The organism is Actinorectispora metalli, assembly GCF_056323685.1.
The window spans coordinates 1636112-1661032 of the sequence record NZ_JBREYE010000001.1 but is presented as its reverse complement, the minus strand read 5'-3'; the positions used below and the strand labels follow the sequence as shown (position 1 = coordinate 1661032).

The window sequence follows — 24921 nt, the reverse complement described above, 5'->3', positions numbered from 1 at the left end:
GGCCGGTGTGACTCCTATCCCACCTGGCCACAGCGGGTACAAGCAGTGCTGCGCAGGGTGCGCGCTGCGAGCTAGCGTGAGGGCCCAACAGGACCCCAATGGGGCGGTGCTGCGGCTTGGAATCCGATCCGCGGTCGCATTGAGCCCGAGAACCGGGCATATGCCTGCGACCACTGCTCCAACCGAGCGTGAGAGGGATTGGCGACATGCCGGACGCGGCGACTGACAAACGTACCGTCGCGCTGCGCTACGACGGCGGCGAGCACGACATGACCGTGCTTCCCGCCACCGAGGGCGCGCCAGGAATCGACCTCGGCAAGCTGCTGGCCAAAACCGGAATGGTGACGCTGGACCCCGGTTTCGTGAACACGGCCTCCTGCTCGTCGAAGATCACCTACATCGACGGAGACGCGGGCATCCTGCGGTATCGCGGGTACCCCATCGAACAACTGGCCGAACGCTCCAACTTCATCGAGACGAGCTTCCTGCTCATCTACGGCCACCTGCCGACCCAGTCCGAACTGGACGAATTCGGGGCCAAGATCTCCCGGCACACGCTGCTGCACGAGGACCTCAAGCGCTTCTTCGACGGCTTCCCGCGCGACGCGCACCCGATGCCGGTGCTGTCCTCCGCGGTGTCCGCGCTGTCGACCTTCTACCAGGACAGCCTGAACCCCTTCGACGAGAACCACGTCGAGATCTCCACCATCCGGCTGCTGGCCAAGCTACCCACGATCGCGGCCTACGCCTACAAGAAGTCGGTCGGCCAGCCGTTCCTCTACCCGGACAACTCCCTCGGTCTTGTGGAGAACTTCCTCCGCCTGACCTTCGGTTTCCCCGCCGAGCCCTACGAGGTCGACCCGGTACAGGCCCGCGCGCTTGACCTGCTGTTCATCCTGCACGCCGACCACGAGCAGAACTGCTCGACCTCGACCGTGCGCCTGGTCGGCTCCTCGGAGGCCAACCTCTTTGCCAGCATCTCCGCGGGCATCAACGCCCTGTTCGGCCCCCTCCACGGCGGCGCCAACCAGGCTGTCCTGGAGATGCTGGAGCGCATCCGCCGCGAGGGCGGCGACGTGGACTCCTTCGTCAACAAGGTCAAGAACAAAGAGGACGGTGTCCGCCTGATGGGCTTCGGGCACCGCGTCTACAAGAACTACGACCCGCGCGCCGCGATCATCCGCAAGACCGCCGACGAGGTCCTGTCCAAACTGGGCGGTGACGACCAGCTACTGGAAATCGCCAAGAAACTCGAAGAGCGCGCCCTCGCCGACGACTACTTCGTCGAGCGGAAGCTCTACCCCAACGTGGACTTCTACACCGGCCTGATCTACCGCGCCATGGGCTTCCCCACCAAGATGTTCACCGTCCTCTTCGCCCTCGGCCGCCTCCCCGGCTGGATCGCCCACTGGCGCGAAATGATCAAGGACCCGGCCAACAAAATCGGCCGCCCCCGCCAGCTCTACATCGGCGAACCCGAACGCAACTACACCCCGCTCGCCGAGCGCTGACCCACCCCACGCCCCCACCGGTCCCGCCTCCAACAACCGACGGCTCAGAACCGCTGACCCATCACCGTTGGCGCCAATGATCGTCGGCTTGCCTTCCAAGGGTGAGTGCCCGCCGCGGCGAGCACTCACCACCCTCGGCGACCCGACGGACCAAACCCAACCGGGACCAACCCAATCGGACCCGACCGAACCGGACCGGACTCGACGCACCGAACCTGACGCACCGAACCTGACGGGCCGAACCTGACGGGCCAAACCTGACGGCCAAACCCGACGGGCCAAACCGACGGGCCGGGCTCGACGGACCGGACGGGACCGGACCGGCCCAACCGGCCCAACCGGCCCAACCGGACCGGCCCAACCGGACCGGACGGACCCGACGGACTCGACCGACCGGACGGGACCGGACCGATTGGACGGACCGACTGGACCGGAGCTCCAACCAGACCGGACTGGGCGCTGCGTCTTGCCACCCCGACCGACGCGCGCACTCACCGCGAAGCCGGCTCTCCCAACCTCGAATCCCTTAGGCTGTGAATTGGGGGCGCCTCACCCTCGCTGCCTCCCCACGGCGTCATAATGCGCCCCCAGGACGTCATCATGCGCCCGCAGGGGAACATGATGCGGCTCTGCGGAGCCACCTTTCGAAGTCGTCCGGCAAGTTCGGAAATTCTTCCCACAGCGCGATAAAGGCATAACCGGCCGCTGTGGGATGCGATGGTGTCGACCGGCGTCGTCATGATGTCGACCCAGGGGCGCATGATGTCGTCGCAGGGGAGCGTGATGGCGCTGTGGGGAGCACGAGAATGCGGCAGCCCCCGATCTCCAGCGTAGGGCGGGGTTTGGGGGTTTGGGGGCATTGCGACTGGCTTCGCGATTTGGGGTTCGGCGGGTTGGGCGGCAAGGCCTGCGCGCCGAGGTCAGTGGTGCAGACCAGCGTGGTGGAGACCGGCACCGCCGCCTCCTGGGTCCGGTCGCGGACGGAGCGCCTTCGCGGTTCGGTGTCGGTGGTCCAGGGCGGGTTGGGGTAGCCGTCTTCGTTCCTCCTTCGGGTGCCTCCCGCCGGTCGCTTCCCGGGGCGGGGCGCGGCCACCGGTAGCGTGCGGGAGGTGGCCGAGAGTTCGATCCTGTGGTTCCGTCGTGATCTTCGACTCGGCGATCATCCGGCGCTTCTCGCCGCGGCGGAGCGGGGCTCGCGAGTGCTGGCGTTGTTCGTGTTGGACGACAAGCTGTTGCGGCCCTCGGGGATCGCGCGGCGCAACTTCCTCTACCGCAATCTGCGGGCGCTGGACGAACAGTTGGGCGGCAGGCTGCTGGTGGTGCGTGGCGATCCGGAGGAGGTCGTGCCGCGGATCGCGGGGGAGATCGGCGCGGAGAGCGTGCACATCTCCGCCGACTACGCGCCCTACGGCAGGCAGCGCGATGAGCGGGTCGCCAAGCAACTCGGCGACGTGCAACTGGTCCGCACCGGATCGCCCTACGCGGTGGCGCCGGGCCGCATCCGCAAACATGACGGCGAGTCCTATCGCGTGTTCACGCCCTTCTACCGGGCCTGGGTGGAACACGGCTGGCGTCAGCCCGCGGAGTCCGGGGTCGACTCCGCCGAGTGGCTGGAGCCGTCCACAAAGGACAAAGCACCGATCCCGGACGACGAGCCGTTGGAAGCCGACCTGCCCGAGGCGGGGGAGCGGGCGGCGCTGCGTGCCTGGCGGCGGTTCCGGGACGAGGCACTCGGGGACTACGCCGACGCCCGCGACCGGCCGGATCTGGCGGGCACCAGCAGGATGTCCGCCTACCTGCACTGGGGCTGCGTGCACCCGCGCACCCTGCTCGCCGACCTGACCGCCGCGGGCGGGGAAGGCGCCAAGACCTTCCGCAGTGAGCTGTGCTGGCGCGAGTTCTACGCCGACGTGCTGTGGCACCGACCGGAAACCGCCCGCGCCAACTACGACCGGCGCTTCGACGCCATGCGGTACGAGACCGGCTCAGGCGCGCGAGCGCACCTGGCGGCCTGGCAGCAGGGCCGCACCGGCTACCCCATCGTGGACGCGGGCATGCGTCAGCTACTGGCCGAGGGCTGGATGCACAACCGCGTGCGGATGATCGTGGCGAGCTTCCTGGTCAAGGACCTGCACCTGCCGTGGTGGCTGGGCGCCCGCCACTTCATGCGGCACCTGGTGGACGGCGACCTCGCCTCCAACCAGCACAACTGGCAGTGGGTCGCTGGCAGCGGCACCGACGCCGCGCCCTACTTCCGGGTCTTCAACCCGACCAGCCAGGGCGAGAAGTTCGACCCGGACGGCGCCTACGTCCGCCGCTACGTCCACGAATTGGCGGATGTCGACGGCAAGAAGGCGCACACCCCGTGGTCCCTGCCGGACGGCGCACCGAACGGCTACCCGGAACCGATCGTGGACCACGCGGCGGAACGTCGCGTTGCGCTCAGCCGCTTCGACGCCGTCAAGTGACAGGCCGCGGGCTCGGCCTCAAGCCGAACCCGCGGCCGTTGCGTCAGGTGGTGCGCAGGGCGTCCTTGAGCGAGATGCGGGCGCCGATGCGGAGCACCGAGTTGGCGTAGATCCGGCCGCCCAGCCAGGCCATGGCGGCGATCGCGGCCAGCATGAGCGCCACCGCGAGCACGACCGAGCCGGTGCTCGCCCGGCCCGCCGCCACCTCCATCGGCATCAGCATCGGCGACAGCCCCGGCACCCAGGCCAGCTTGGCCGCCCAGCCGCCGCCGCTGGTCTGCATCGAGAAGGTGGCCAGGAAGTAGCCAGCCATGATGATCACGTTGATCGGGCCGGTGACCGAGTTGACCTCCTCCTGCCGGGACACCAGCGAGGCGGCGGCCGCGTACAGGGTGGCGTAGAGCAGGAAGCCGAGCAGGAACCACACCAGCATCGACACGACCGTGCCCACGGCGGCGCCGTCGAAGCTCAGCACCCCGCTCAGCCGGGCCGCGGTCAGCCCGACCCCGGCGAACAGCACCAGTTGGAGCAGACCCGCGCCGCCGATGCCGACCACCTTGCCCAGCAGCAGCTGCCAGGGCCGCACCGTGGACAGCAGGATCTCCACCACCCGGCTGCTCTTCTCCTCCACCACGCCCATGGCGACCGTGATGCCGTACATGAACAGCTGGAAGAACAGCAGCAGCGTCACGAAGAAGGCCAGGCCCTGTGCCTGCTCGGCGCCCGGCTCCGGCGGTTGGAGCGCGACAACCCGCGGGGTGCCCGCCTGGGCCGCCGCGGCCAGCGCGGCGGGGTCGACGCCCCGGCTGACGAGCTCGGCGTTGACCGCCTGCTGCCGCAGGGTGCCCTCCAGCACCGCCTTCAGCTCGCCGTCCAGCTTCTCCCGGACGATCACCTGGTACCCGTTGCCGTCCTTGACCAGCGCCGCGTCCAGCGTCTCGTCGCCGACGCCCAGCCGAGCCGCGCCCTCGGTGTCCACTGTGGACACCTCGAAGCCCGCGGACTTCAGCGGCGCGCTCACCGAGGCCGTCTCGCCGACCAGGCCCACCTTCTGCGTGTCCGGATCGAGCACCGACGGCAACAGGGTCACGCCCGCCAACAGCAGCAGCGTGATCACGGTGCTGATCAGGAACGACCTGGTGCGCACCCGGTTGACGAACTCCTGCCTGGCGATCAGCCACACGGTGCTCATACCGCCACCGCCTCTCGGAACAGCTCGGACAGCGACGGGCGCTGCCGGGTGAACTCACGGACCGGCCCGGTGGCCAGCGCCGCGGCCAACACCGCCTGGTCATCGGCGTCCGCGCCCAACTCGACGACGGTGCGCGAGCCCGACGCCGACAGCACGCGAACGCCGCGCTGCCCGGTCAACCAGCCTTCCCGCGCGCCGGGGGCGTCGATGACCAGCCTGGTATCGCTGCCGCTGCGCAACTCGTCCACCGTGCCGGTCGCGACCATCTCGCCGCTTCGGATGATGCCGACCCGGTCGCAGAGCCGTTCCACCAAGTCGAGCTGGTGGCTGGAGAACACGACCGGCACCCCGGCCGCCGCCTTCTCCCGCAGCACCTCGCTCATCACCTCGACCGCCAGCGGGTCCAGGCCGGAGAACGGCTCGTCCAGCACCAGCACCGCCGGATCGTGCACCAGCGCCGCAGCCAACTGCACGCGCTGCTGGTTGCCCAGGCTCAGCTTCTGCACCTCGTCGCCGCGTCGCGGTGCGACGCCCAGCCGCTCGGTCCAGCGCAGCATCGCCTCCTGGGCGGCCGCGGCGGACAGGCCGTGCAGCCGGGCCAGGTAGGTCAGCTGCTCGCCGACCTTCATCTTCGGGTACAGCCCGCGTTCCTCGGGCATGTAGCCGAAGCGCCTGCGGGTGTCCAGCGTGATCGGCAGGCCGTCCCAGCGCACCTGCCCGGAGTCGGCGGCCAGCACCCCGAGCACGATGCGCATGGTGGTGGTCTTGCCCGCCCCGTTGCTGCCGACGAACCCGAACAGTTCGCCCGCCCGCACCTCGAAGGTCACTTCCCGCAGCGCCACGGTCTTCCCGTAGCGTTTGGAGACCGCGTCGATCTCCAGCCTCGGCGTACTCATCTCACTCCCCCAGATCTTCCGGATCGTCGTCGGGCATGTTCCACGCGAGCACCCCGGTAGGCACGGTGATCGCGCAGACTTGCAGTGCCACCAGCAGGAACGCGCCGCGCTCCGCCGCGAACGGGCTCTGGCTGATGACCAGCAGGTACATCGCGGCGATCATGCTCGCGACGGTGGCGGCCTGATAGCCGTAGAAGGCGTGCCGGTCCCGGATCTGCCGCTCGCGCTCGTCCAGCGACATGGCCAGCGCCTCGGCCGTCGCGGTGGTCAGCACCCGCAGCGTGAACCAGCAGGCGAACCACGGCACCATGAGCATCAGCCACAGGTTCGGGAAACGCGGTGTCTCGTGCTCCCACTGCAATGCCAGCACGACCAGCGCGATGTCGGTGAGCACCCACAGCGCCACCAGCGAACGCCGGTGCCGCCGGGTGCGCAGGTACGGCAGCATCCTGGCCATCCGGGCCCGCCGCGCGATGGCCCTCGCGCGCAGCTGGTCCCCCGTCCTGATGATGAGGTTCACTGCGTCGCCTCTCCATAGACCTGTGTGGACAGCGGTGTGAACGGCTCGCGGCTGAACACCGCCTCGACCGGCAGGCCGAACACCGCGCAGAGGCGGAAGGCCAGGTCCAGGCTCGGATAGTGGTCACCGCGCTCCAGCGCCCCGATGGTCTGGGGATTGACCTCCACCGCCGCCGCCAGCGCCGCCCTGGACAGCCCGCGCTCGGCCCGCAGCACGGCCAGCCGATTGAAGATCGGCAGCTCTTTGCCGCGTTTGACTGGGCTCACACAACGTACTGTTGTAAAAACCCAACGACCTGGCAAGTAACTATGACGTAACCTGCTCTGGTGTAGCGCTCTAAACCTGGCTTACGCCGGTGCTTTCTCCGGTTTTGGGCGCTGAACCCGGATTGCTCAGGCGTCGGTGCGGGCGTTCTCCCTGGCGAGCAGTTCGCTGACGGCCTCCAGCGCGGCGGCGCGCTCGCCCGCCACCAGGTCAAGGCGCAACCTGCGGTCCAGCACGTCGTCGACGTCCAGCGCACCCTCGTGGCGGATCGCCCACAGCACCTCGGCGCCGGTCACCGGCACGCCTGCGGCCAGCGGGCGGTTCAGCTCGGGCTCGCCCGCGCCGATGGAGAGCACCCGGCTCGCCTCGGTGCCGTACCGGGCGAGCAGGCGTTTCGGCGCGTCCACCTCGGCGAGTTGGTTGGGCGTGCCCGCACCGACCAGCGGCACCTCGGCGGTGCGGGACTCGCCGGCGACCACCTTGCGCTGACGCACCGCGGTGTCCACGGCGTCCTGGGCCATCCGCCGGTAGGTGGTGAGTTTGCCGCCCACCACGGTGATCACGCCGTCGGCCGAGGTGATCACGGCGTGCCTGCGGGAGAGGTCGGCGCTGCGCGAGTTCTGCGCCCGGTTGGGCACATCCAGCAGCGGGCGCAGCCCGGCGAACCGTCCGAGCACCTGGTCCCTGGTCAGCGGGCGCTGCAGCGCGGTGGAGGCGATCTGCAGCAGGAAGTCCACATCGGACTCCGGCACGGTCGGCACCAGCGGCACCGGGCCCTCGATGGGCTCATCGGTCAGGCCGACCAGCAGCCGCCCGTCCAGCTGCGGCAGCAGCAGCGCGAAGCGGTTGTTGCTGCCGGGGATCGGCACGCTCAGGCCGGTCGTGGACAGCCCCGCGCTGGAGGCGTCCAGCACCAGGTGCGAGCCCCGCGACGGTGTCAGCCTCGCCTCGGACACCAGCTGCCCTGCCCACACGCCCGCGGCGTTGACCACGGCCTTGGCGAACACCGAGAAGCGATGCCCGGTCAGGGTGTCCTCCACGTCGACGCCGTCGCCGACGGCCGTGGTGACCTGCGCTCTGGTGACGATCCGCGCGCCGAAAGCGGCCGCGGTCCTGGCCAGCGCGACAACCAGGCGGGCGTCGTCGATGAGCTGTCCGTCGAAGTGCAGCAGGCCGCCGCGCAGCCCGGCGGGACGCAGCCCGGGTGCGAGCGCGAGCGACTCCACGGCGGAGATCCGGCGCGGCGCGGGCAGCACCGACTGCGGGGTCCGGCTGCCGCGGCGCAGCAGGTTGCCCACCTTCAGTCCGGTGCCGAGCAGGCCCGCGTTGAACGCCGAGGTGTTCTCGTACAGCGGGATCAGCAGCGGCAGCGTCCTGGTCAGGTGCGGAGCGGTGCGGGTCATCAGGATGCCGCGCTCCACCGCGCTCTCCCTGGCCAGGCCCAACTCGCCGGAGGCCAGGTAGCGCAGGCCGCCGTGCACCAGCTTGCTTGACCACCGCGAGGTGCCGAAGGCGAGGTCGTTGGCCTCCAGCAGCGCCACCGACAGCCCGCGGGAGGCGGCGTCCAGCGCGACCCCGGCGCCGGTCACGCCGCCGCCGATCACCAGCACGTCGACCACCTCGCCGGAGCGCAGCGCGTCCAGGTCCGCGGTCCGGCGCGCCGCGTTCAGCGAGGTGGCGCGGAGCGATCCCGCTGGCAGGGGAGTCGGCCTCATTGCTCATCACCGCCGGAGGAGTCGAGTGGTCGTAGCGCGGCATCCAACATCGTGTGAAGTTCTGTCAACAGCGCATCACGATCGAGGTCACCGGTGGCCGCACGCAATGAGAGCACGGCCGACTGTGCGGCGATCAACAGGGCTCGGCTCTGAACCGCCGGATCACCCGTCCGGATTGATCCGTCCGAGTGGCCCGCCCGCACCCTTTCGTGGAGGTGCGCCTCGGCGATGCGCTGCACCTGGCCCAACCGCTCGGTGACGTAGGGCAGCAGGAGTTCGGGGTCGAGCGCGATGATCCGCTGCAGCAGCGGGTTGTCCGCGAACAGCCGCAGCGCCGCCGAGATTCCCGTGACCAGCTGTGACCTAGTCGTCGGCGCGTGGACCGCCTGCGTCATGGCGGCCTGGAGCAGCATCGTGCACTCCTCTGTCACCAGCGTGACCATCAACGCCTGAGCGTCAGGGAACCGCCGGTAGACCGTCATCCGGCTGACCCCGGCCCGTTTGGCCACATCCGTGAGCGTGGTACGGCGGACCCCGACCTCCAGCACGCACTGGCGGGCGGCCGAGATCAACGCGTCCTCATCCACCCGTACGGGTGATCTCGTGGCCGCACTCATACTGTGACGTTGCGACGTCATGTGTCACACTGTAGCGGTGTCTGACAGGATTGACCACACGGTGCGCAGCAGTTGGACCGATGCGGGCGGTGCGGAGGCGCAGCTACCCGCCCACGCTCTGCGCTGGCTGCGCACTCGCACCGGTCTCGGCCGGGTGAGCACCCCCGCGGCCCCGACCTCGCTGTTGGAAGTGCCCGAGTCCGCGCTGCCCGAACTTGTCGCGGCCGCGCTGGTGAAGATCGTCGGCGAGGCAGGACTGCTGCGCGACGCCGAGGACCGCCTCGGCAGGGCCGGTGGCCTTTCCTATGTGGACCTCATGCGCCGCAGGGGCAGCGCGGAGCTGGCCGTGCCCGATGCCGTCCTGCTGCCCGCCCACCCCGAGCAGGTCACCGCCGTGCTGCGGGTCTGCGCCGAGCATGACATCGCGGTGGTGCCCTTCGGCGGCGGCACCTCCGTGGTCGGCGGCGTGACCGCGCTGCGGGGCGGCAAGCCCGCCGTGATCGCGCTGGACCTGGCCAGGCTGGACCGCCTGGTGTCGGTGGACCCGGTGTCGCGGCTGGCGGTGCTCCAGGCGGGTGTCCGCGGCCCCGACGCCGAACGCTTGCTGGCCGCGCACGGCCTGACGCTGGGGCACGTGCCGCAGTCCTTCGAACGGGCGACCATCGGCGGTTTCGCCGCCACCCGCTCGGCGGGCCAGGCCTCCGCGGGCTACGGCCGCTTCGAGAGCATGGTCGAGGGACTGCGGCTGGCCACCCCGCGGGGGGAGTGGCGGCTGGGTGTCGCGCCCGCCTCGGCCGCGGGGCCCGACCTTCGACAGCTTGTGATCGGCAGCGAAGGCGCCTTCGGGGTGCTCACCGAACTCACCCTGCGGGTGCGGCCAGAGCCCGCCGCCCGCCGCTACGAGGGCTTTGTGCTGGATGGCTGGGAGCGGGGCGCCGCGGCGGTCCACGGCTTGGCCCAGGCGAGGGTGCTCGCCGATATCACCCGGCTGTCCGATGTGGACGAGACGGAGGTGGCGCTCTCACTGCGTGGCGGCACCGCGACCGCGGTGCTTCGTGGCTACCTGCGCGCCCGGCGGGTCGCCGAGCCGTGCCTGCTGGTGCTGGGCTGGGAAGCGGGCTCGAAGCGGGAGCTTCGGCACCGCCGCGCGGCCACGCTGCGGGCGCTGCACGCGTTCCGCCCGGTGCGGCTGGGTCGCGCGCTCGGCGAGGCGTGGCGGCACGGCCGTTTCGCCGGACCGCGTCAGCGGGATGCCCTGCTGGACATCGGGATCTGCGTGGAGACCCTGGAGACCGCGACGCACTGGTCCGGCCTGGACGCCCTGCGCACCGCGGTCCGGGCCGCGCTGGTGGACGCACTGTCCACAGCGGAGGCTCGTCCGGTGGTGATGTGCCACATCTCGCATGCCTACGAGACCGGTGCTTCGCTGTACTTCACGGTGCTCGTCCCCCGGGACACCGACGACCCGATCGGCCAGTGGCACCGCGCCAAGCAGGCCGCGGGCGAGGCCATCGCGGGGCTGGGCACCATCAGCCACCACCACGCCGTCGGCACCGACCATCTGCCTTGGCTGCACCACGAGATCGGCACCTCCGGCGGCGAGGTGTTGGCGGCGGTGAAGCGGACACTCGACCCCACCGGCATCCTCAACCCCGGCAAACTGATCGCCACGCTCGAGCCGTAGCCGCCCGGACGGCGCTCCTTGGTCTCGGAAGCTGGTCACCACTCCCTGAGTCGTTGTCGCCGAGATCGGTGGCGTAGCGACTTCGACAGGCTGGTCGCGATATCGCGGGCTCGAGGGCGAACCACGCGACCGCCCGAGATCGGCAACCCCGTCTACCCCGCCGCGAATGCCGTGATGCCGCGGTAGGCGAACCCGAGCCGTCCGTAGAGCCGGGTCGCCGGGTGGTCGGGTCGGTCGACCATCAACGCGACCCGGCCGCGGCGGGCGGCCAGCTCATCCCGCAGGAAGGCACAGACCCGGTACGCGATGCCGCGCCCCCGGTGCTCCGGGCTGGTGCCGACCCCGCCGATGTATCCCAGGCCGTCGGTGGACCACACGTCGGCGCCCACGCCCACCAACTCGCCGCCGACGATGGCACCGGCCCACCTCGTGTTCGGCGTCTCGCCTGGGCGGACCCACGACCCCGGATTCGCCCTCGCCAACAGGGCGTCCACCGCATCGCTCTCGTCCGCGCGAAGCCACCGCACGCCATCTCGCTCGGCGGCCCCGGCGGTGCCGTCCCCCGCGTAGTCCATCCAGCCGAAGTCGAACCGGTTCCGGCCCGGCAGTTCGTCGGCGAGCTTGTCGGCGAGTTCGGTCATCATCAGCAACCGCGGCGGGACCGGGCACCGCGGCAGCGCCTTGACCAGCAACGTCCGCGCGTCGGCGGGGTCACCGGCCAGGATCAGCCGGTCATGCCGCAGCAGCCGCGGCGCGAACACCGCCACCGCATCACCCAAGGTCCACGCGCTGCCCCGGCGGTGATGGGTCGCGGTCAGGGCCTGCGCGCCCCACCACAACACGGGCTCATCCTGAAGGGATCGGACTTCGTCCGCCGTCGTCAACTCACGCACCCCCCGATCATCACCCGACCGGATGGATTCGCGCAGCCGGGTTCAACGCCTGCGACGCAACCAGCTTTGCTTCTGCAGCGCGAGGTGGAGTTCGTAGAAGGTCCGCTGAAGCTCGCGCTTGTAGTAATCGCTGCCGTGATCGGTGACCGACAGGTCCGGGCCGGGCATCGCGCCGACCTCCAACCAGCGCTCCGACCACAGCGCCTCGATCACCGACGCCCAACGGTGCTCCACCGCGGTCCGCACCTCGGCCTCGTTCTCCGTCGCCGCCCACACCATCGCCTCGGCCTGCGCCACCTGCTCGACAAGCTGCGCCGCCAGCCGCTCGGTGTGCTTGTCCAGTTCACGGACGGCCTCGGCGGCGCGGCCCGCGATCTCCTTGTACCGCGCGCTCGCGGAGTTCGGGTCGATCACGGCTGCTCTCCGATGCGCACGTCGAAGGGGATCACGACCTCCGGTTTGGCGTGCTCGAACCGGTCGAAGAACAGCCCGCGCCGCGGCCGCGGCGACCAGTGGATGATCTGGCCCGCGGCGAACGTGTTCAACTCCTGGCCCTGCACGTCGAAGGCCACCCAGGCGCCGATCTCATCCGGCGGGCCAAGGCCCAGCGTCGCCTTCAGCCTGGCCGCGCTTCGCCACCAGCCGATCACGTGGGTGCCCAGTTCGGGGCCGTTCTTCAGCACCTGCCGCAACGACTCGATGCCCGCCACCCTGGTCTGCGGGTCCTTGACCTCGAGCAGCGTCTGCGCGGCGTCCGCGGCGAACAGCACCAGGAAATGCGGCTGCCTGCCGTCCTCGCCACCGGAGAGCCTGCCCGCGATCCCGGCCGCCAGTTCGGTCACCAGCCCCCGGATACCGTCCAGGTCCACGAAGGCGACCTCGTGCCCCGCCATCGCAGCGGCCAGCCGTCGGGCCGGTTCCAGCGCGTCCTCGACCAGGCAGGCGAAGGTGAACCGGGCCTCACCCGGCCGGTACTGCGCGGCCAGCGACAACGCGGCCGAACCGAGCACGCTCATCGCGTCCCCGGCCATGGAGCTGATCACCGCGACGTTGCGGCCCGGGGTGTGCGCCAGCCGCACCTTCGCCGCGCTGCCCGCCACATCGATGACCTGGCCCAGCAGCACCGTCGGTGCCCTACCGTCGATCGGCTCCAGGCGCCGATAGTCCTCCACCGCGGACAGCGCGGGCACGTGGCTGCCGTCGAACAGGGCAGGCGCCGACACCCGGGCGTCGATGCGGGAGAACAACTCCTGCTGCAACACCTCGAAGGTACCCTTGCCGGTGGAATCCGGAATCCGGGCGACGCGGTTGCCGTGGCGCACCCCGGAGTCGTGGTTGATCACCCCGTGCCAGCGCGGGATCTCCAGCGCCGCCGGGTTGGCGTCGGCCAGCACCCGCCGCGCCTTGGGCAGCGCGATCCGCACGGTGAACTGCTCGAAGATCGCGGGCTTGCCCCAGAACGCCTCGATGCCGGAGACGTCCTGGCTGGCCAGCACCAGGTGGATGCCCTGGGACCGGCCGCGCCGGGCCACGTCCTCCAGCAGTTGCACGGCCTTGGCGGTGACCGCGTCCCGCTCGGCGAACAGGTACTGGAACTCGTCGATCACCGCGACGATGCGCGGCCAGCGGCCGCCGGGGTCCTCGGCCCGCAACTCCTCCAGCTTGGTGACCTCGTGTTCCTTGGCGGCGTCCGCGCGGCGGCGCATCTCCTCGGCGAGGAACCGCAGCAGCGCGAGACCGAACTCGCGGTCGGCGTTGACGTTCACGCCGACCAGCCGGGCATGCGGCAGCCACGTCGGGTCCTTGCGGCCGGGGGTGAACTGCGCGAACGACACGCCCTCCTTGAAGTCGAGCAGGTAGAGCTCCAGCTCGTCGGGGGAGTAGCGCGCGGTGAGCCCGCCGATCATCGCGTAGAGGAAGTTGGTCTTGCCCGAGCCGCTCGGCCCGCCGATCAACGCGTGCGGTGAGGAGTCCCCCAGCGTCAGTTCGACCGGCTCCCCGTCGGCGAAACCGATGGGCGTGTTCAGCCCGCCGTGCGAGGCGTGCTCCCAGAGCTGTCGCGGCAGCAGGTCGCCGAAGGTGCGGACCTTGCTGCGGTGGGTGAGGAACTCGGCCGCGATGGCGTTGCAGGCCGCGGTGACCTTGCTGCGCGTCAGCGGCGGGTCCAGCGTGACCAGCGCGCCCGGCGCCATGCTGGTGCTCGCGTGGTGCTCGCCGAAGACGTGCACCGACTCCAGCGAACTGCCAACGGAAATCGGCACGTCCAACAGGATCAGCTGCACGCCGCAGGCCAACCCGTTGCGCGCGACGCGCTCCAGCTTCTGCTGCTGCTCACCGCCCAGCGGGGCCCCGTTGCCGAACAGCACCGCGATCCGCCACGGTTCGGTTCGACGCCCGGCCGCCGCGGTCACGCTGGCCAGTGAGGGATGCCCGTCCACCAGCACGCTGGTGTGGATGCGCTTGATGTGGTCGCCAAGCTCGTCGAGCATCCCGTCCAGCCGGGCCGGGTCGTGCGCGGTGAGCAGACCCGCCCTGGTCAGCGGGTACAGCCCGGGCAGCGAGCCGGTGAGCTGGCTGGTGTCCCACACGCCGATGTGCACCAAGCCGGGCCGGAAATAGCCGAGCACCCGCAGCAGCAGCGTCTCCACCAGCGATTCCGCGCTGGTGCGGCCGCCCTGGGTGGAGGTCAGGAACAGGTGGGCGCCGTCCAGCAGCGGGACGGCGGCCGGGAACTCCTCGGCGACCGGGGCGGCCCGCACGGTCGCGGTGCCGATTCGCCACAGTTCGGGCAGCGTGCCGGTGCCGCCCGCGGTGCCGGGTGCACCGAGCCAGCCGTCGCCGACCGCGCCCGCCGAACCGGGGGACGCGGAGTCGACAAGCTCGGTCAACTCGGCAGGTCCGTGGGCGGTCCATTTGGCGAAGATGAGCTCGCGCTGGGCTTCCGCCTCACGCATGACCTGGGCGAACATCGGCACGACGAGCTTGCCCGCCAACTCCGGATCGGTGCCTGCCTCGGCGATGCCGCGCCGCATGACCTCGGCGGCGAACTGCAGACGGGCGTGTTCGGCTGCCGCCGCCTCCCGTTCGTTGGCCGCGGCACCCATGACGGACGCTGCCGCGCGCCGGAAATCCTGGAAGGTGGTGTCAATGCGGCTGCGTCGCCCGCTTTGTCTGCTCAAGCTCGTCCTCGGCAATCCCGTAAAGATCGCGCCGAAATAAGAAGATCATTTTACCATGGCGTCGCGGGCCCGCAGCGTGATCTCCGCAGGCCCTTAGAGGGACGCCGAAAAGTCCTCCAGTAAACCCATGCCGTGTGCGAGCAAATCGAGTATCCGCTGCATTTCCTGTTCAGCGTGAATGAACTGCGGCGGCACCACCAATTCAGGATGATTGGGATTGGCGGTGGCCGCCGCCTTGATTGCGTCGGAGAGCGCAGTATTTGCCGATCTGACGAACTCCGCCGCCTCGGAAACGCTTGAGTTGACCTCCGCCAGCGCGGCGCGCAGCTCGGCTATTGACGACACGTTGCTCTCGATCTTGCGCGCAGGGATTACAGGCGGCCGGAGTAGCTCTCGGTGGCGCTGATCCCGTTCTGGATCTCGCCGACGAGACCTTCGATGTCGTCGGCTACCTTCTGGAACGCCGCCTGGACATCCGTCACTTCCTGCTGGCTGCTGCCCTGAATGGCGGCCCCAAGCGTGTTGACGGCGCCCTGCAGGCTCTCCTTGGCCGCCATCAACTGGTCCATGCTCTTCTTTGCTTCGTCTTTGGCGGAATCAATTCCGTGACGAACATCTTCAACGCTAGCCATTTTTTCCGACAACCTCGTGACGCTGAGTGGTGGGCGACCGCCAGGGGGGACGGACGCACTACATAGAGAAGATAGTGGGTCGCGGCCTACGCCGTGCAACCGGAGTGCGGTCAAACGGGTGTTATCGCGACGCTACCCGTTTGGACCAGCAGAGATCAGCAGAGGCGATGTGCCGTGGCCGCCGCCTTTGCGCTCGGTATGCAAGCCCTGGTTTGGCGTATCGCCGGTACTCGAATGCCGACTTCTGGAGCCTTGTGAAGGGGCACACATCCATGAAGAGAATTCACGCACCGGGATAACGAAGGAAGGAACTGGGGATGAGCCGACTCCGGCGTCTGCACCGCCTGCCCGCGCTGGTCGCGTCCGTGGCAGCGGTGGCACTGGTGGCCTCGATCGGATCAGGGGTGGCGAGTTCGGCGCCGCCCGCCGCACCGCAACCCGAGTTGCTGTACCTCGACGCTTCCGCACAGGGGCCTGCGGTGCTGGCAGGCTACCTCGCCGAGACCGGCTACGACGTGGTCGACCGCACCGGCGCCGAGGTGGTGGTGCTGGGCACCGGTGCGACGCGGGCCGAACTGGCCGCGCGCGGACTGTCCGTGACCAGATCGCGGCCGGTGCCCGCGGCCACCGCGGCGGCGAATGCGGAGTATCCGCGGCTGGCGCGGCTGCCGAACAAGAACTATCCGACGTTCTATGGCGGATACCGCACGACGGCGGCATTTCACGAGTTCGTCGGTGATGTGGTGACCGCGTATCCCGAGTTGGCTACGAGAATCTCCTACGGCGACTCGTGGCGGCGAAAGCAGGATCCCACCAAGGGTCACCGGTTGGAAGCTCTCTGTATAAGTGCGAATGCATCGCAGGGTTGCCGACTGGAACCGAATTCGGCGAAACCGCGCTTCCTGCTGATGTCCCAGATCCATGCCAGGGAGCTGTCCACGAGCGAGATGTCGTGGCGATTTGTTGTGTCTCTTGTGGACGGATATCGGAATGACCCGGAGATCGCGGCGCTGCTGTCCGACAACGAGATTTGGGTTGTGCCACAGGTGAATCCCGACGGCATCGACGAGGTGCAGCAGGGCCTCGCCACCGGCGATATCTCCGACACCAGTCGGGCCTGGCAGCGCAAGAACCTCAACGACACCAACTCGCCGAAGGACTGCGGCACCGGCTTCCGCTCCCAGGAGGGCATCGACCTCAACCGCAACTGGGACTCGCACTGGGGCGGACTGGGCACCTCCAAGGACCCGTGCGCGCTGGTCTACCTCGGCCCGAAGGCCGCGTCCGAGCCGGAGGTCGCCGACCTGGCGGGCCTGTTCGAGCGGATCTTCCGCGACCAGCGTGGTCCCGGCGAGACCGACCCGGCGCCGCGGACCACCACCGGCGCGATGATCAGCCTGCACACCTACGGTGACCTGGTGCTGCTGCCCTGGCAGTACGACCGGTCGGTCAAGGCGCCCAACGAGGCGGGCCTGCGTTCGCTGGCGTTCCGGATGAGCCACTACAACGGCTACACCACCGGTCAGGCGGGCGAGGTGCTCTACAACGCCTCCGGCGGCACCGACGACTTCACCTACGACCGACTCGGCATCGCCTCGTTCACCTATGAGATCGGCGCGGGTCAGGGCGACTGCTCGGGCTTCTTACCCACCTACTCGTGCCAGGACAACTTCTGGCGTTTGAACAGCCCGGCGCTGCGCTACGCGGCGAAGTCGGCCCGCCAGCCCTACGCCACCGGCCAAGGCCCAACGGTCACGATCTCCACCGTGCAGGGCGGCCTCGGCCCGTGGGCCTCGGTGGCCGCCAACGCCGACGACAACGCCTACGGCAACAACGGTGTCGGCAGGCCTGCCGCGCAGCAGGTGACCGAGGCCGAGGTGTACCTGGACACGCCGCCGTGGGCGGGCGGCAAACCGCAGCCGCTGGAGGTGCGCGGCGACGGCAGCACGGTCGAGATCGGCGGTGTGTTCTCCACCGCGGGCCCGAACCGGCCCTACCGCCTGGTCTACGTCCGGGCCAAAGACGCCGACGGCAACTGGGGCCCGGCGACCGCCGGCTGGCTCCGCTGACCCTCACAGGGACCTTCGTCACAAGAATATTTCGCGTCTCAACCGGTGATCGAGCGTATTCCTTGCGTCTGATCCATTTTTGGATCAATTTTCTACGGATGCGAGGCTCACGTGCATAGGTGGTTGATTCGCGCGCTGGTCGCGGTGACGGTCGGTTTCGGCCTGCCCGCGGTGATGGTCGCTCCCGCGTCGGCCGCCCCGGCGACAAGTGTCGCCGCGGCGGTCGAGCGGCAGCCGGTGGCACCGCCGCTCGAGCCCGGTGTCAGCACGTTGTCCTGGAAGACCGCGGACTACATCGCGGCCTGGGAGAGATACCGGGGCAGACCCATGACCGAGCGGGAGCGGGCCGACCTGGCCCGCGGCTGCATCGGTGTCACCGTGGTCAACCTGGAGCGCCCCGACGCGGGCAACCCGCCGCTCGGCCTGTCCTTCGGCAACCTGGCCACGGCCAAGGAGGTGCAGGCCGAGCTGAACAAGATCATCGCCGCCCGGCCGAGCCGGGCGGAGTACGCCGAACAGGTACGCCGCAACCCGGTGCTGTCCAAGCTGAAGAACGTGCTCAAGGCGCTGCCCGCGGGCATGGACCCGGCCGAGCTGACCGCGGCGGTGTTCTCCAAGCGGTTCTACGCCAAGCAGGACCCGAACTGGACCGATGAGCAGGCCGCCGCGATGTACCGGCCCGATCCCAAGACCGGGCAGGTGGACATGAGCACCTACCGCTACGCGGCACGTCCGGGCTTCGTCAACTTCGACTACGGCTGGCTGGACGAGGCCACCGGCAACTGGTGGCACGCCAACCACGCCGAGCCGGGCATGCTGGTCTACCAGAGCACGCTGCGGTTCTACTCCCGGCCGCTGCGGGATTTCGACGAGCAGGTGTACACGGTCGCCTTCGCCAAGGTGTGGTGATGGAACTCAGTCGACTGGTTGATCAGCAGGTGACCCTTCGTGGTCAAGCCGCCAACGCCCACGCGGGCGCGGTGCTGATCGCGGGTGGCCGACCACCCGTGTACATCCCCGGCCTCGCCGAGTGGGGCGAACTGGCGGGCCGTGAAGTCGAGGCGACAGGTGTGCTGCGCCCGGTTCCGAGCATTCCGCGACCGGGCGAACCCGTGCTGCACGGCATCGCGGGCGAGGCCTACCAGCTCACGGACGCCACTTGGCGCGGGATCGACTGACGCCCACGAGGCCCGGCGTCTTCAGGTGGCTAAGGGCCAACCCGAACGGTTGGACTCCAACCAAAGGGCGGGGCTGGACACCCCCCGATCGAGCCTAGCCGCCTGCACCGGCAGGTTGGGCGTTATGGCTGGTCAAGCCCGCGAGTCGGCGCCGATTTGGCAGGACACGTGAGTGGCGACCGACGTCGAAGGTCGGTCGCCACTCAGGGTCGGTTGCGCCCGAAACGGCCTCGTCAGGACTGGACGAGTTCGAAATGTGACTGGGAGTCCGCGGGGGGTGCCGGGTTGGGGACCGGGAGGGCGCCCGCGGCGAACTCCAGTGCCACGATGCCGCCGGTCGGGCGGGGGTCGCAAACCCAGCGGGTGACTGCGATGTCGCCGTTGTAGTGCAGCGGGGACCAGCCGGGGCGGCCCAGGGCCGAGACCGCGGTCATCACCGCCACCGCGGGGGAGCCGGTGATCTCGCCGAGGTCCATGCCGACGCCGACGACGTCGTCCAGTTCGACGAAGTCGGTGATCACCGCTCCGCGGACGATGCGGCTGGAGATTGCCCTGGCCTGCCAGATCGCGCCTGCCCGGGAGTCGGGCACCAGTTCCACCCACAGGCGGAGGCGTTCGGGGAGATCCTCATCGGCGTACTCCGCCAAATCGTCGTCGGCGTCGTAGTCGCCGGTCGACAGGTCTGTCACGGCGTAATCCTCTTCATCAGTCGACCCCTCGGAACTCTCCGAGGCGGCCGACAGCGGGGATTCGCCAAGCCAGGCTTCCACGATCAGCCGCTCGCCACCAGGAACGACGCGGCCGAGTGCCTCGGGGTCATCGAGCACGGACCATGCGGTGGGCGGTTCGCAGCTGATCCGGGTGGGCAGCTCGGGGTCGAGTTCGCGCAGCAGGGACCGCACCGCGGCGCCCAGCACCGCCGTCTCCCGGTCCTCGTCCACCGGCACCTGGAGGTCGGCGTCGGGCACGAGCCTGCCGCGCTGCCTGATGGTCACCGACCAGCAGCCTGGCTCCTCGTCGAGCAGGTCGCCGATATCGGCGACCGCACCGCCGACGCGGTCCAGCAGCGGGCGGCAGGCGTCGGTGGCCTGCTTCTCGTTCTCGGCGTTGACCACCACGGTGATCAACAAATCCAGCTTCTCGTCCATCGCCGCCACATTGTTACCGATGAGCAGAGGGGCCGGCCCAGCTTATGCCCGGACCAGCCCCTCTTCACTACATCGTGGACTTGCAATTACCCGCTTGTTGGAACGAGTGCCTGCTCTGCGTCCAACGTGACCGCGGCCGCGTGCACGACGGAGGCGATGCGCAGCGCCTCGTGCACGCTCTCCCTCGGCAGTCCGGCGTCCAGCAGGGCCTTGTTGTGCGACTCCAGGCACACCCCGCAGCCGGTGATCGCGCTGACCGCGAGGCACCACAGCTCGAAGTCCACCTTGTCCACCCCGGGGTTGCCGATGACCTGCATGCGCAACCGCGCGGGCAGGTTGGCGTATTCGGCGTCACCGATGAGGTGCTTGGCCCGGTAGTAGATGTTGTTCATGGCCATGATCGAGGCGGCCGCCTTGGCCGCCGTGACCGCGTCCTCGGACAGCTGCTCGCGGGCCGCCTTGTCCACCTCGACGAGAAGCCGCTGGTTGCGGCTGGCCACCGCGACCGCGAGCACGGTGCCCCACAGCTGCTGGGTGGGCAGCGTGGAGGTGCCGATCACCGAGCCGATGTTGAGCTTGGTGTCCCGTGCGTAGCCGGGCAGCGCCTGCTTGATGGCATCCAGCGACATGAGAGCTCCCCGATCAGGCGTCGACAAGCAGCTTGGCGACGTCGAGCGTCTCCTCGCCCTTGTTCCAGTTGCACGGGCACAGCTCGTCGGTTTGCAGGGCGTCCAGCACCCGCAGGACCTCCTGCACGTTGCGGCCGACGGAACCCGCGGTGACCATCGCGAACTGGATCTCGTTGTCGGGGTCGACGATGAAGGTGGCGCGCTGCGCGACACCGTCCTCACCCAGCACGCCCGCCGCCGCGGCCAGTTCCCGCTTGATGTCCGACAGCATCGGGAAGGGCAGGTCCCGCAGGTCGGCGTGGTTCTTGCGCCAGGCGAGGTGGACGAACTCCGAGTCGACGGAGACGCCGAGCACCTGCGCGTCGCGGTCGGCGAAGTCCTCGTTCAGCTTGCCGAAGGTGGCGATCTCCGTGGGGCAGATGAAGGTGAAGTCCTTCGGCCAGAAGAACACCACCCGCCACTTGCCCTGGTGGGACTTGTGGTCGATGGTCTGGAACGCCTTGTCGGCCTCCAGCGAGACACATGCGGTCAGTGAGTACTCGGGAAACTGCTGACCTACCGAGAGCACGCCTAACTCCTTGAGCGTTGGTTGGGCTTGGGCGACCGCAGCGATGCGGTGCCGCCCCTGGGTGCGGGGGCGGGAAGCATTCGGTTTCAATTTTTCAAGAGAGCCGACTCATCGGTGAAATAATGATCATCAAATAGACTGATAGATCGTGAATATCAATCAGGGTGGGCCGACTCTCAGCCAGCTCCGCTCGTACCTGGCGATCGCCGAGTTCTTGCACTTCAGCCAGGCCGCAGGAGCGCTCGGCGTGAGTCAGCCCACGCTCTCCAGTGCTATCGCCGCACTGGAGGAAACCCTCGGCACCCGCCTTGTGGAACGCACCACACGGCGGGTGATGCTCACCACCGCGGGCGAGCGGCTGGTGCCCCATGCCCGCGCCGTGATCGACGCCGTGGACGCTTTGCTGTTGGAATCCCAGGCCGCGGCGAAGCCGTTCTGCGGCACGCTGCGGGTCGGCGTGATCCCCACCGTCGCGCCCTATCTGCTGCCGCTGGCGCTGGCGGTGTTGCGCAAGGCGTTTCCCGAGCTCACCTACGAGGTGCACGAGGAGCGCACCGCCGACCTCACCGACGGGCTGTCCACCGGCCGGTTGGATGTGGCGCTGCTGGCGCTGCCCGTCGGCGGCAAGCTCGTCGAGCAGCCGCTCTACGACGAGGACTTCCTGTTGGTCGTGCCGAAGGGGCACGGGCTGGCGAAGGAACGGCAGATCGACCTCGCCCGGCTGCGGCCGCTGGACATCCTGCTGCTCGAGGAGGGTCACTGCCTGCGCGACCAGGCGCTGGAGCTGTGCCGGGAGGCAGGCAACGGCGCACCCGCCGCCACCAAGGCGGCCAGTCTCACCACGCTCGTGCAACTCGTCGCGGCGGGCATGGGCGTGACGCTGCTGCCCGCGACGGCGGTGGCCGTCGAGACCAAGCGCTTCGGTTTGGTGACGGTGCCGTTCACGACGCCCTCGCCTGCCCGGCGGATCGGCCTCGTCCATCGCGATAGCGCCGGTCGGGACGCGGAATTCGAGGCAATCGCGGCCGAACTGCGGCGTGCCGTGCTCGCCAGGAAACTTCCGGTTCGGGCTACGAATTAATTGCGTAAACAGTTCCGAAAAGGTCTCGGCAGGTCGGAGCGTATTGATCCGCTGTTAGCGTCGCCCGAGTTACTCGGACAACGCTCTCCCGATTGTGGGGTCAATACCGATGAGAAAAAGGACAACGTTGCGCGCCGGGGTGGTCGCCGTCATGACGGCGGCACTGTTCCCGCTGGTGGCAGGCATGGCTGCGGCGCAGGAGGGGTCTGATGGGGATCTCGCCGACGGCATCATGTCGATGATGGACAAGGCCTACGGCGGTTCCGGTTCCACTGGGTCGTCAACCAAATCGGACTCCACTCCATCGGGTGGGTCCGGCCTGCCCGATCTCAATGCGGGCAGTAACAATTCCGGGCTGGCGAACGCTGGTTCGGGGAATACCGGAAATGCGAACGCGGGTTCCGGTAACAAGGGGAACGCCAATGCGGGTGTGGAGAACCACGGCAATGCCAACGCCGGGGTCGGCAACGTGGGCAACGCGAACGCGGGGGTGAACAACTGCGGCAACGCCAACGCGGGCATCGGCAACATCGGCAACGCCAACGCCGGGATCGGCAACGCGGGCAACGCGAACGCGGGCGTGAACCCGGTCAACGACAGGTGCCCGAAGCCCAAGCCCAAGCCTCCGTGCCCGGACAAGGCGCTGCCGAAGGGCGACGTCCCCGAGCAGCCGCCCGTCAAGCCTGCGGTTCAGCAGTCCGTGGGCCCACCGGCCAAGGTCGCCGCGGCCGTCGCACCGGAGACGCTGGCCAACACCGGCGTGGACCCGATGCTCGCCGCGCTCACCGGTGCCGCACTCGTCGGCAACGGTGTGGTGTTGCTGGCCGCTCGTCGCCGAGTGAGTCGCGACGAGTCGTGATCCGTCTTCCCGTCCTGGCCGCCGATGCCGAACTGGTCGGCCAGGGCGGCTCGGTGCTCGCGTCGAGTGAATCAGACTCACGTTCATGGGTGAACGGAACCCGAATTTCGCGCTAAGGACAATGGGCGCTAACCTCCCGCCTTGTTATTTCTCCGTTGATCACTTGATTGGGCGGGTTGGGCATCGATGGCCAAGTCGATTTATGTTCGCGGCACCGCGGGGGCGTTGAGTGCCGCGGCAATTACCTTCATTGTCGGGGGCGCGGCCCTGGCCGATGACGGTGCTCCCGGCGATGACGTCAGGGAAAGTTCGGCAGCGGAATCCGCCCAGCCCGCGGGTGACAACTCCGCCTCTGCCCCGGCCACGACGTACAACACCGAAATCCGCGGGCCCGTGCAGAGCGCCCCGAATGCGGATCAGCCTGCGGCCGAACAGAACGCGCCTGCCCCCACACCGGAGAATTCTCCGGAACCCGCGCAGCATGCTGCCGATCCCAATCGTGACCCCAACCAGAGCACTGGTGGTGTAGACGTGCAAAGTGCCAATGCGGGCGGTGAGAATGCCGGGCTCGCCAATGCGGGCGCGGGCAACACGGGCGATGCCAACGTCGGTATCGGCAACGTCGGCTCGGTGAACGCGGGTCTGGACAACGAGGGGAACGCCAACGGCGGCGTAGCCAACATCGGCAACGCCAACGGCGGGGTGAGCAACTGCGGCATCGCCAACGGCGGCGTGCAGAACGTGGGCGAGGCCAACGCGGGCGTGGATAACGCGGGGCAGGCCCAAGCGGGCTTCGGCAACGCCGATGCGGGTGATGACTGCACCGAGGACGTCCCCAAGCAGCCGGAACAGCCTCCGGTGGGCAAGCAGGAGGAGCCGACCCGCAACGCGGTACTGCCCGCCTTCTCCGAGACGCTGGCCGAGACCGGCGTCGACCCGTTGACCGCGGCCGTGCTCGGCGCCGCGCTGCTCGGCGGCGGTGGCGCGATGGTGCTGGGCAACCGGCGCCGTCGGGTGGCGAAGGACCAAGGCGCGGAAGGCGCCCAAACCGAAAGCTGACTTCGACCCAGTTCCAGGAGCCGTTCCCGAGCGCCGTGTCGGGGGCGGCTCTTTTTTACCCAAATGGGCGACCAGTAGTGCCGCGTGATGTTCAGGCTTTGGTGTCGAATTATCGCCCGGTTGAATTCCACACGCGTCCCGCCAGTGGTAAATATCAGCTTTGCGTGAGCGCTTTCACCCGGTGTCCTCGCGAACTTGGGTGGACTTCGCCGAACATTGGTTTTCGCACTGCCGTTACCCGAATGCGCCGTTAGCTTCGAGCCGGGTACACCCGATCGCCCGAAAGGGCCGGTGGAGGTTCGATGTCGAAAGCAACCTGTCTACGCGGTGGCCTCGGCCTGCTCGGTGCCGCGGCCTTCGCATTGCTGGTCGGCGGAATCGCCAATGCCGAGGACGATTCGCCACGCGACACCACCCGGCAGGCGCAGCACGCGCTCGAACAGAATGGGATCAGCTGGTCTCCCGATCGGGATGATGGTGATGCCTCGATCCGATTCGTGGAAGAACACTCCGCCGCCGGTTTCGCGGTGCCGTCGCGCGGTGGAGCCGGGGGAGGTGGCGGTGGTCCGGATCGCCCCAATCCCGGTTGGGCCAACGCGGGCGGTGGAAATGTCGGCGACGCCAACGCGGGCGTCGGCAACTGCGGTGACGCGAACGCGGGCGCGGACAGTCACGGCACCGCGAATGCGGGCGCCGGGCAGTGGGGCGGTGCCAATGCGGGCATGTCCTGGTCGCACGGCTGCACACCCGGCGGGCACC

The 24921-nt window shown here is 69.1% G+C and carries 24 protein-coding genes and 1 pseudogene; 11 read left to right on the top strand and 14 right to left on the bottom strand.

Annotated features, from left to right (window positions below):
• The first annotated feature begins 206 nt into the window (after positions 1-206).
• The 3 genes from ACU6XJ_RS07615 to ACU6XJ_RS07605 all read left to right on the top strand — a co-directional run bounded on the left by ACU6XJ_RS07615 (position 207) and on the right by ACU6XJ_RS07605 (position 3979).
• Positions 207-1511, top strand: a complete 1305-nt coding sequence (locus tag ACU6XJ_RS07615; RefSeq protein WP_476308020.1) for a citrate synthase — start codon at positions 207-209, stop codon at positions 1509-1511.
• A gap of 878 nt (positions 1512-2389) precedes the next feature.
• Complete coding sequence (locus tag ACU6XJ_RS07610; RefSeq protein WP_476308018.1) at positions 2390-2542, top strand: hypothetical protein; 153 nt, start codon at positions 2390-2392, stop codon at positions 2540-2542.
• Positions 2543-2620: 78 nt separating this feature from the next.
• On the top strand, positions 2621-3979 hold the full coding sequence (locus tag ACU6XJ_RS07605) for a cryptochrome/photolyase family protein (RefSeq protein WP_476308017.1): 1359 nt from the start codon (positions 2621-2623) through the stop codon (positions 3977-3979).
• Positions 3980-4022: 43 nt separating this feature from the next.
• Here the strand turns inward: ACU6XJ_RS07605 and ACU6XJ_RS07600 are convergent, their stop codons facing one another.
• From ACU6XJ_RS07600 to ACU6XJ_RS07575, 6 genes are all read right to left on the bottom strand, one after another.
• A complete protein-coding gene (locus ACU6XJ_RS07600) occupies positions 4023-5171 on the bottom strand; it encodes an ABC transporter permease (RefSeq protein ID WP_476308015.1) in 1149 nt (382 codons plus the stop codon).
• Complete coding sequence (locus ACU6XJ_RS07595) at positions 5168-6067, bottom strand: ABC transporter ATP-binding protein (RefSeq protein ID WP_476308013.1); 900 nt, start codon at positions 6065-6067, stop codon at positions 5168-5170. Before ACU6XJ_RS07595 ends, ACU6XJ_RS07600 begins: the two co-directional genes overlap by 4 nt.
• A gap of 1 nt (position 6068) precedes the next feature.
• Positions 6069-6587: a hypothetical protein gene (locus ACU6XJ_RS07590; protein WP_476308011.1), complete on the bottom strand. Its 519-nt coding sequence runs from the start codon at positions 6585-6587 to the stop codon at positions 6069-6071.
• Entirely contained in the window at positions 6584-6853 is a 270-nt protein-coding gene (locus tag ACU6XJ_RS07585; protein WP_476308010.1) for a helix-turn-helix transcriptional regulator, read from the bottom strand. The genes ACU6XJ_RS07590 and ACU6XJ_RS07585 overlap by 4 nt, the downstream gene beginning before the upstream one ends.
• 126 nt (positions 6854-6979) lie before the next feature.
• A complete protein-coding gene (locus tag ACU6XJ_RS07580) occupies positions 6980-8566 on the bottom strand; it encodes a glycerol-3-phosphate dehydrogenase/oxidase (RefSeq protein WP_476308008.1) in 1587 nt (528 codons plus the stop codon).
• The gene (locus ACU6XJ_RS07575) at positions 8563-9183 is read right to left on the bottom strand and encodes a TetR/AcrR family transcriptional regulator (protein ID WP_476308006.1); all 621 of its coding nucleotides are present in this window, start codon (positions 9181-9183) and stop codon (positions 8563-8565) included. The genes ACU6XJ_RS07580 and ACU6XJ_RS07575 overlap by 4 nt, the downstream gene beginning before the upstream one ends.
• A gap of 37 nt (positions 9184-9220) precedes the next feature.
• Between ACU6XJ_RS07575 and ACU6XJ_RS07570 the strand changes: the two genes are divergently transcribed.
• Positions 9221-10867 (top strand): FAD-binding oxidoreductase, encoded by a 1647-nt coding sequence (locus tag ACU6XJ_RS07570; protein WP_476308004.1) that lies wholly within the window; start codon positions 9221-9223, stop codon positions 10865-10867.
• A 152-nt stretch (positions 10868-11019) separates the two neighbouring features.
• On the opposite strand, the gene ACU6XJ_RS07565 is transcribed toward ACU6XJ_RS07570, so the two are convergent.
• The 5 genes from ACU6XJ_RS07565 to ACU6XJ_RS07545 form a co-directional block, all read right to left on the bottom strand.
• Complete coding sequence (locus tag ACU6XJ_RS07565; RefSeq protein ID WP_476308002.1) at positions 11020-11709, bottom strand: GNAT family N-acetyltransferase; 690 nt, start codon at positions 11707-11709, stop codon at positions 11020-11022.
• Between the two features lie 93 nt (positions 11710-11802).
• Positions 11803-12174 carry a hypothetical protein gene (locus tag ACU6XJ_RS07560; RefSeq protein ID WP_476308000.1) on the bottom strand — a complete coding sequence of 124 codons (372 nt, stop codon included), beginning with the start codon at positions 12172-12174 and terminating at the stop codon, positions 11803-11805.
• A complete protein-coding gene (locus ACU6XJ_RS07555; RefSeq protein ID WP_476307999.1) occupies positions 12171-14864 on the bottom strand; it encodes an FtsK/SpoIIIE domain-containing protein in 2694 nt (897 codons plus the stop codon). Before ACU6XJ_RS07555 ends, ACU6XJ_RS07560 begins: the two co-directional genes overlap by 4 nt.
• Positions 14865-15032: 168 nt before the next feature.
• The gene (locus ACU6XJ_RS07550; RefSeq protein ID WP_476307997.1) at positions 15033-15284 is read right to left on the bottom strand and encodes a hypothetical protein; all 252 of its coding nucleotides are present in this window, start codon (positions 15282-15284) and stop codon (positions 15033-15035) included.
• Positions 15285-15310: 26 nt separating this feature from the next.
• The gene (locus ACU6XJ_RS07545; protein WP_476307996.1) at positions 15311-15571 is read right to left on the bottom strand and encodes a hypothetical protein; all 261 of its coding nucleotides are present in this window, start codon (positions 15569-15571) and stop codon (positions 15311-15313) included.
• 317 nt (positions 15572-15888) lie between these two features.
• Here ACU6XJ_RS07545 and ACU6XJ_RS07540 point away from each other — a divergent pair, with 317 nt between their 5' ends.
• From ACU6XJ_RS07540 to ACU6XJ_RS07530, 3 genes are all read left to right on the top strand, one after another.
• Positions 15889-17640 (top strand): M14 family zinc carboxypeptidase, encoded by a 1752-nt coding sequence (locus tag ACU6XJ_RS07540; RefSeq protein WP_476307994.1) that lies wholly within the window; start codon positions 15889-15891, stop codon positions 17638-17640.
• A 111-nt stretch (positions 17641-17751) separates the two neighbouring features.
• Entirely contained in the window at positions 17752-18549 is a 798-nt protein-coding gene (locus ACU6XJ_RS07535; protein ID WP_476307992.1) for a hypothetical protein, read from the top strand.
• Positions 18549-18818, top strand: a complete 270-nt coding sequence (locus tag ACU6XJ_RS07530; protein ID WP_476307990.1) for a hypothetical protein — start codon at positions 18549-18551, stop codon at positions 18816-18818. The genes ACU6XJ_RS07535 and ACU6XJ_RS07530 overlap by 1 nt, the downstream gene beginning before the upstream one ends.
• Before the next feature lie 233 nt (positions 18819-19051).
• Here ACU6XJ_RS07530 and ACU6XJ_RS07525 read toward each other — a convergent pair whose 3' ends face one another.
• From ACU6XJ_RS07525 to ACU6XJ_RS07515, 3 genes are all read right to left on the bottom strand, one after another.
• The gene (locus ACU6XJ_RS07525) at positions 19052-19966 is read right to left on the bottom strand and encodes a hypothetical protein (protein WP_476307988.1); all 915 of its coding nucleotides are present in this window, start codon (positions 19964-19966) and stop codon (positions 19052-19054) included.
• A gap of 86 nt (positions 19967-20052) precedes the next feature.
• Positions 20053-20595: an alkylhydroperoxidase, AhpD family gene (ahpD, locus tag ACU6XJ_RS07520; RefSeq protein ID WP_476307986.1), complete on the bottom strand. Its 543-nt coding sequence runs from the start codon at positions 20593-20595 to the stop codon at positions 20053-20055.
• A gap of 13 nt (positions 20596-20608) precedes the next feature.
• Positions 20609-21163 carry a peroxiredoxin gene (locus ACU6XJ_RS07515; RefSeq protein WP_476307985.1) on the bottom strand — a complete coding sequence of 185 codons (555 nt, stop codon included), beginning with the start codon at positions 21161-21163 and terminating at the stop codon, positions 20609-20611.
• Positions 21164-21311: 148 nt separating this feature from the next.
• Between ACU6XJ_RS07515 and ACU6XJ_RS07510 the strand changes: the two genes are divergently transcribed.
• The 4 genes and pseudogenes from ACU6XJ_RS07510 to ACU6XJ_RS07495 all read left to right on the top strand — a co-directional run.
• Positions 21312-22244, top strand: a complete 933-nt coding sequence (locus ACU6XJ_RS07510; protein ID WP_476307983.1) for a LysR substrate-binding domain-containing protein — start codon at positions 21312-21314, stop codon at positions 22242-22244.
• A 109-nt stretch (positions 22245-22353) separates the two neighbouring features.
• On the top strand, positions 22354-23103 hold the full coding sequence (locus ACU6XJ_RS07505; RefSeq protein WP_476307982.1) for a hypothetical protein: 750 nt from the start codon (positions 22354-22356) through the stop codon (positions 23101-23103).
• A 531-nt stretch (positions 23104-23634) separates the two neighbouring features.
• The gene (locus ACU6XJ_RS07500; protein ID WP_476307980.1) at positions 23635-24162 is read left to right on the top strand and encodes a hypothetical protein; all 528 of its coding nucleotides are present in this window, start codon (positions 23635-23637) and stop codon (positions 24160-24162) included.
• Between the two features lie 302 nt (positions 24163-24464).
• A pseudogene (locus tag ACU6XJ_RS07495) lies at positions 24465-24800 on the top strand (hypothetical protein); the annotation flags it as partial.
• Between the last annotated feature and the right edge of the window lie 121 nt (positions 24801-24921).

Bases quoted from the DNA above. Each gene is read 5' to 3' on its own strand.
- ACU6XJ_RS07530 (WP_476307990.1), top strand. From the start codon at position 18,549: ATGGAACTCAGTCGACTGGTTGATCAGCAGGTGACCCTTCGTGGTCAA.
- ACU6XJ_RS07505 (WP_476307982.1), top strand. From the start codon at position 22,354: ATGAGAAAAAGGACAACGTTGCGCGCCGGGGTGGTCGCCGTCATGACG.
- ACU6XJ_RS07525 (WP_476307988.1), bottom strand. From the start codon at position 19,966: ATGGACGAGAAGCTGGATTTGTTGATCACCGTGGTGGTCAACGCCGAG.
- ACU6XJ_RS07600 (WP_476308015.1), bottom strand. From the start codon at position 5,171: ATGAGCACCGTGTGGCTGATCGCCAGGCAGGAGTTCGTCAACCGGGTG.
- ACU6XJ_RS07595 (WP_476308013.1), bottom strand. From the start codon at position 6,067: ATGAGTACGCCGAGGCTGGAGATCGACGCGGTCTCCAAACGCTACGGG.
- ACU6XJ_RS07615 (WP_476308020.1), top strand. From the start codon at position 207: ATGCCGGACGCGGCGACTGACAAACGTACCGTCGCGCTGCGCTACGAC.
- ACU6XJ_RS07540 (WP_476307994.1), top strand. From the start codon at position 15,889: ATGAGCCGACTCCGGCGTCTGCACCGCCTGCCCGCGCTGGTCGCGTCC.
- ahpD (WP_476307986.1), bottom strand. From the start codon at position 20,595: ATGTCGCTGGATGCCATCAAGCAGGCGCTGCCCGGCTACGCACGGGAC.
- ACU6XJ_RS07555 (WP_476307999.1), bottom strand. From the start codon at position 14,864: ATGGGTGCCGCGGCCAACGAACGGGAGGCGGCGGCAGCCGAACACGCC.
- ACU6XJ_RS07580 (WP_476308008.1), bottom strand. From the start codon at position 8,566: ATGAGGCCGACTCCCCTGCCAGCGGGATCGCTCCGCGCCACCTCGCTG.
- ACU6XJ_RS07545 (WP_476307996.1), bottom strand. From the start codon at position 15,571: ATGGCTAGCGTTGAAGATGTTCGTCACGGAATTGATTCCGCCAAAGAC.
- ACU6XJ_RS07575 (WP_476308006.1), bottom strand. From the start codon at position 9,183: ATGAGTGCGGCCACGAGATCACCCGTACGGGTGGATGAGGACGCGTTG.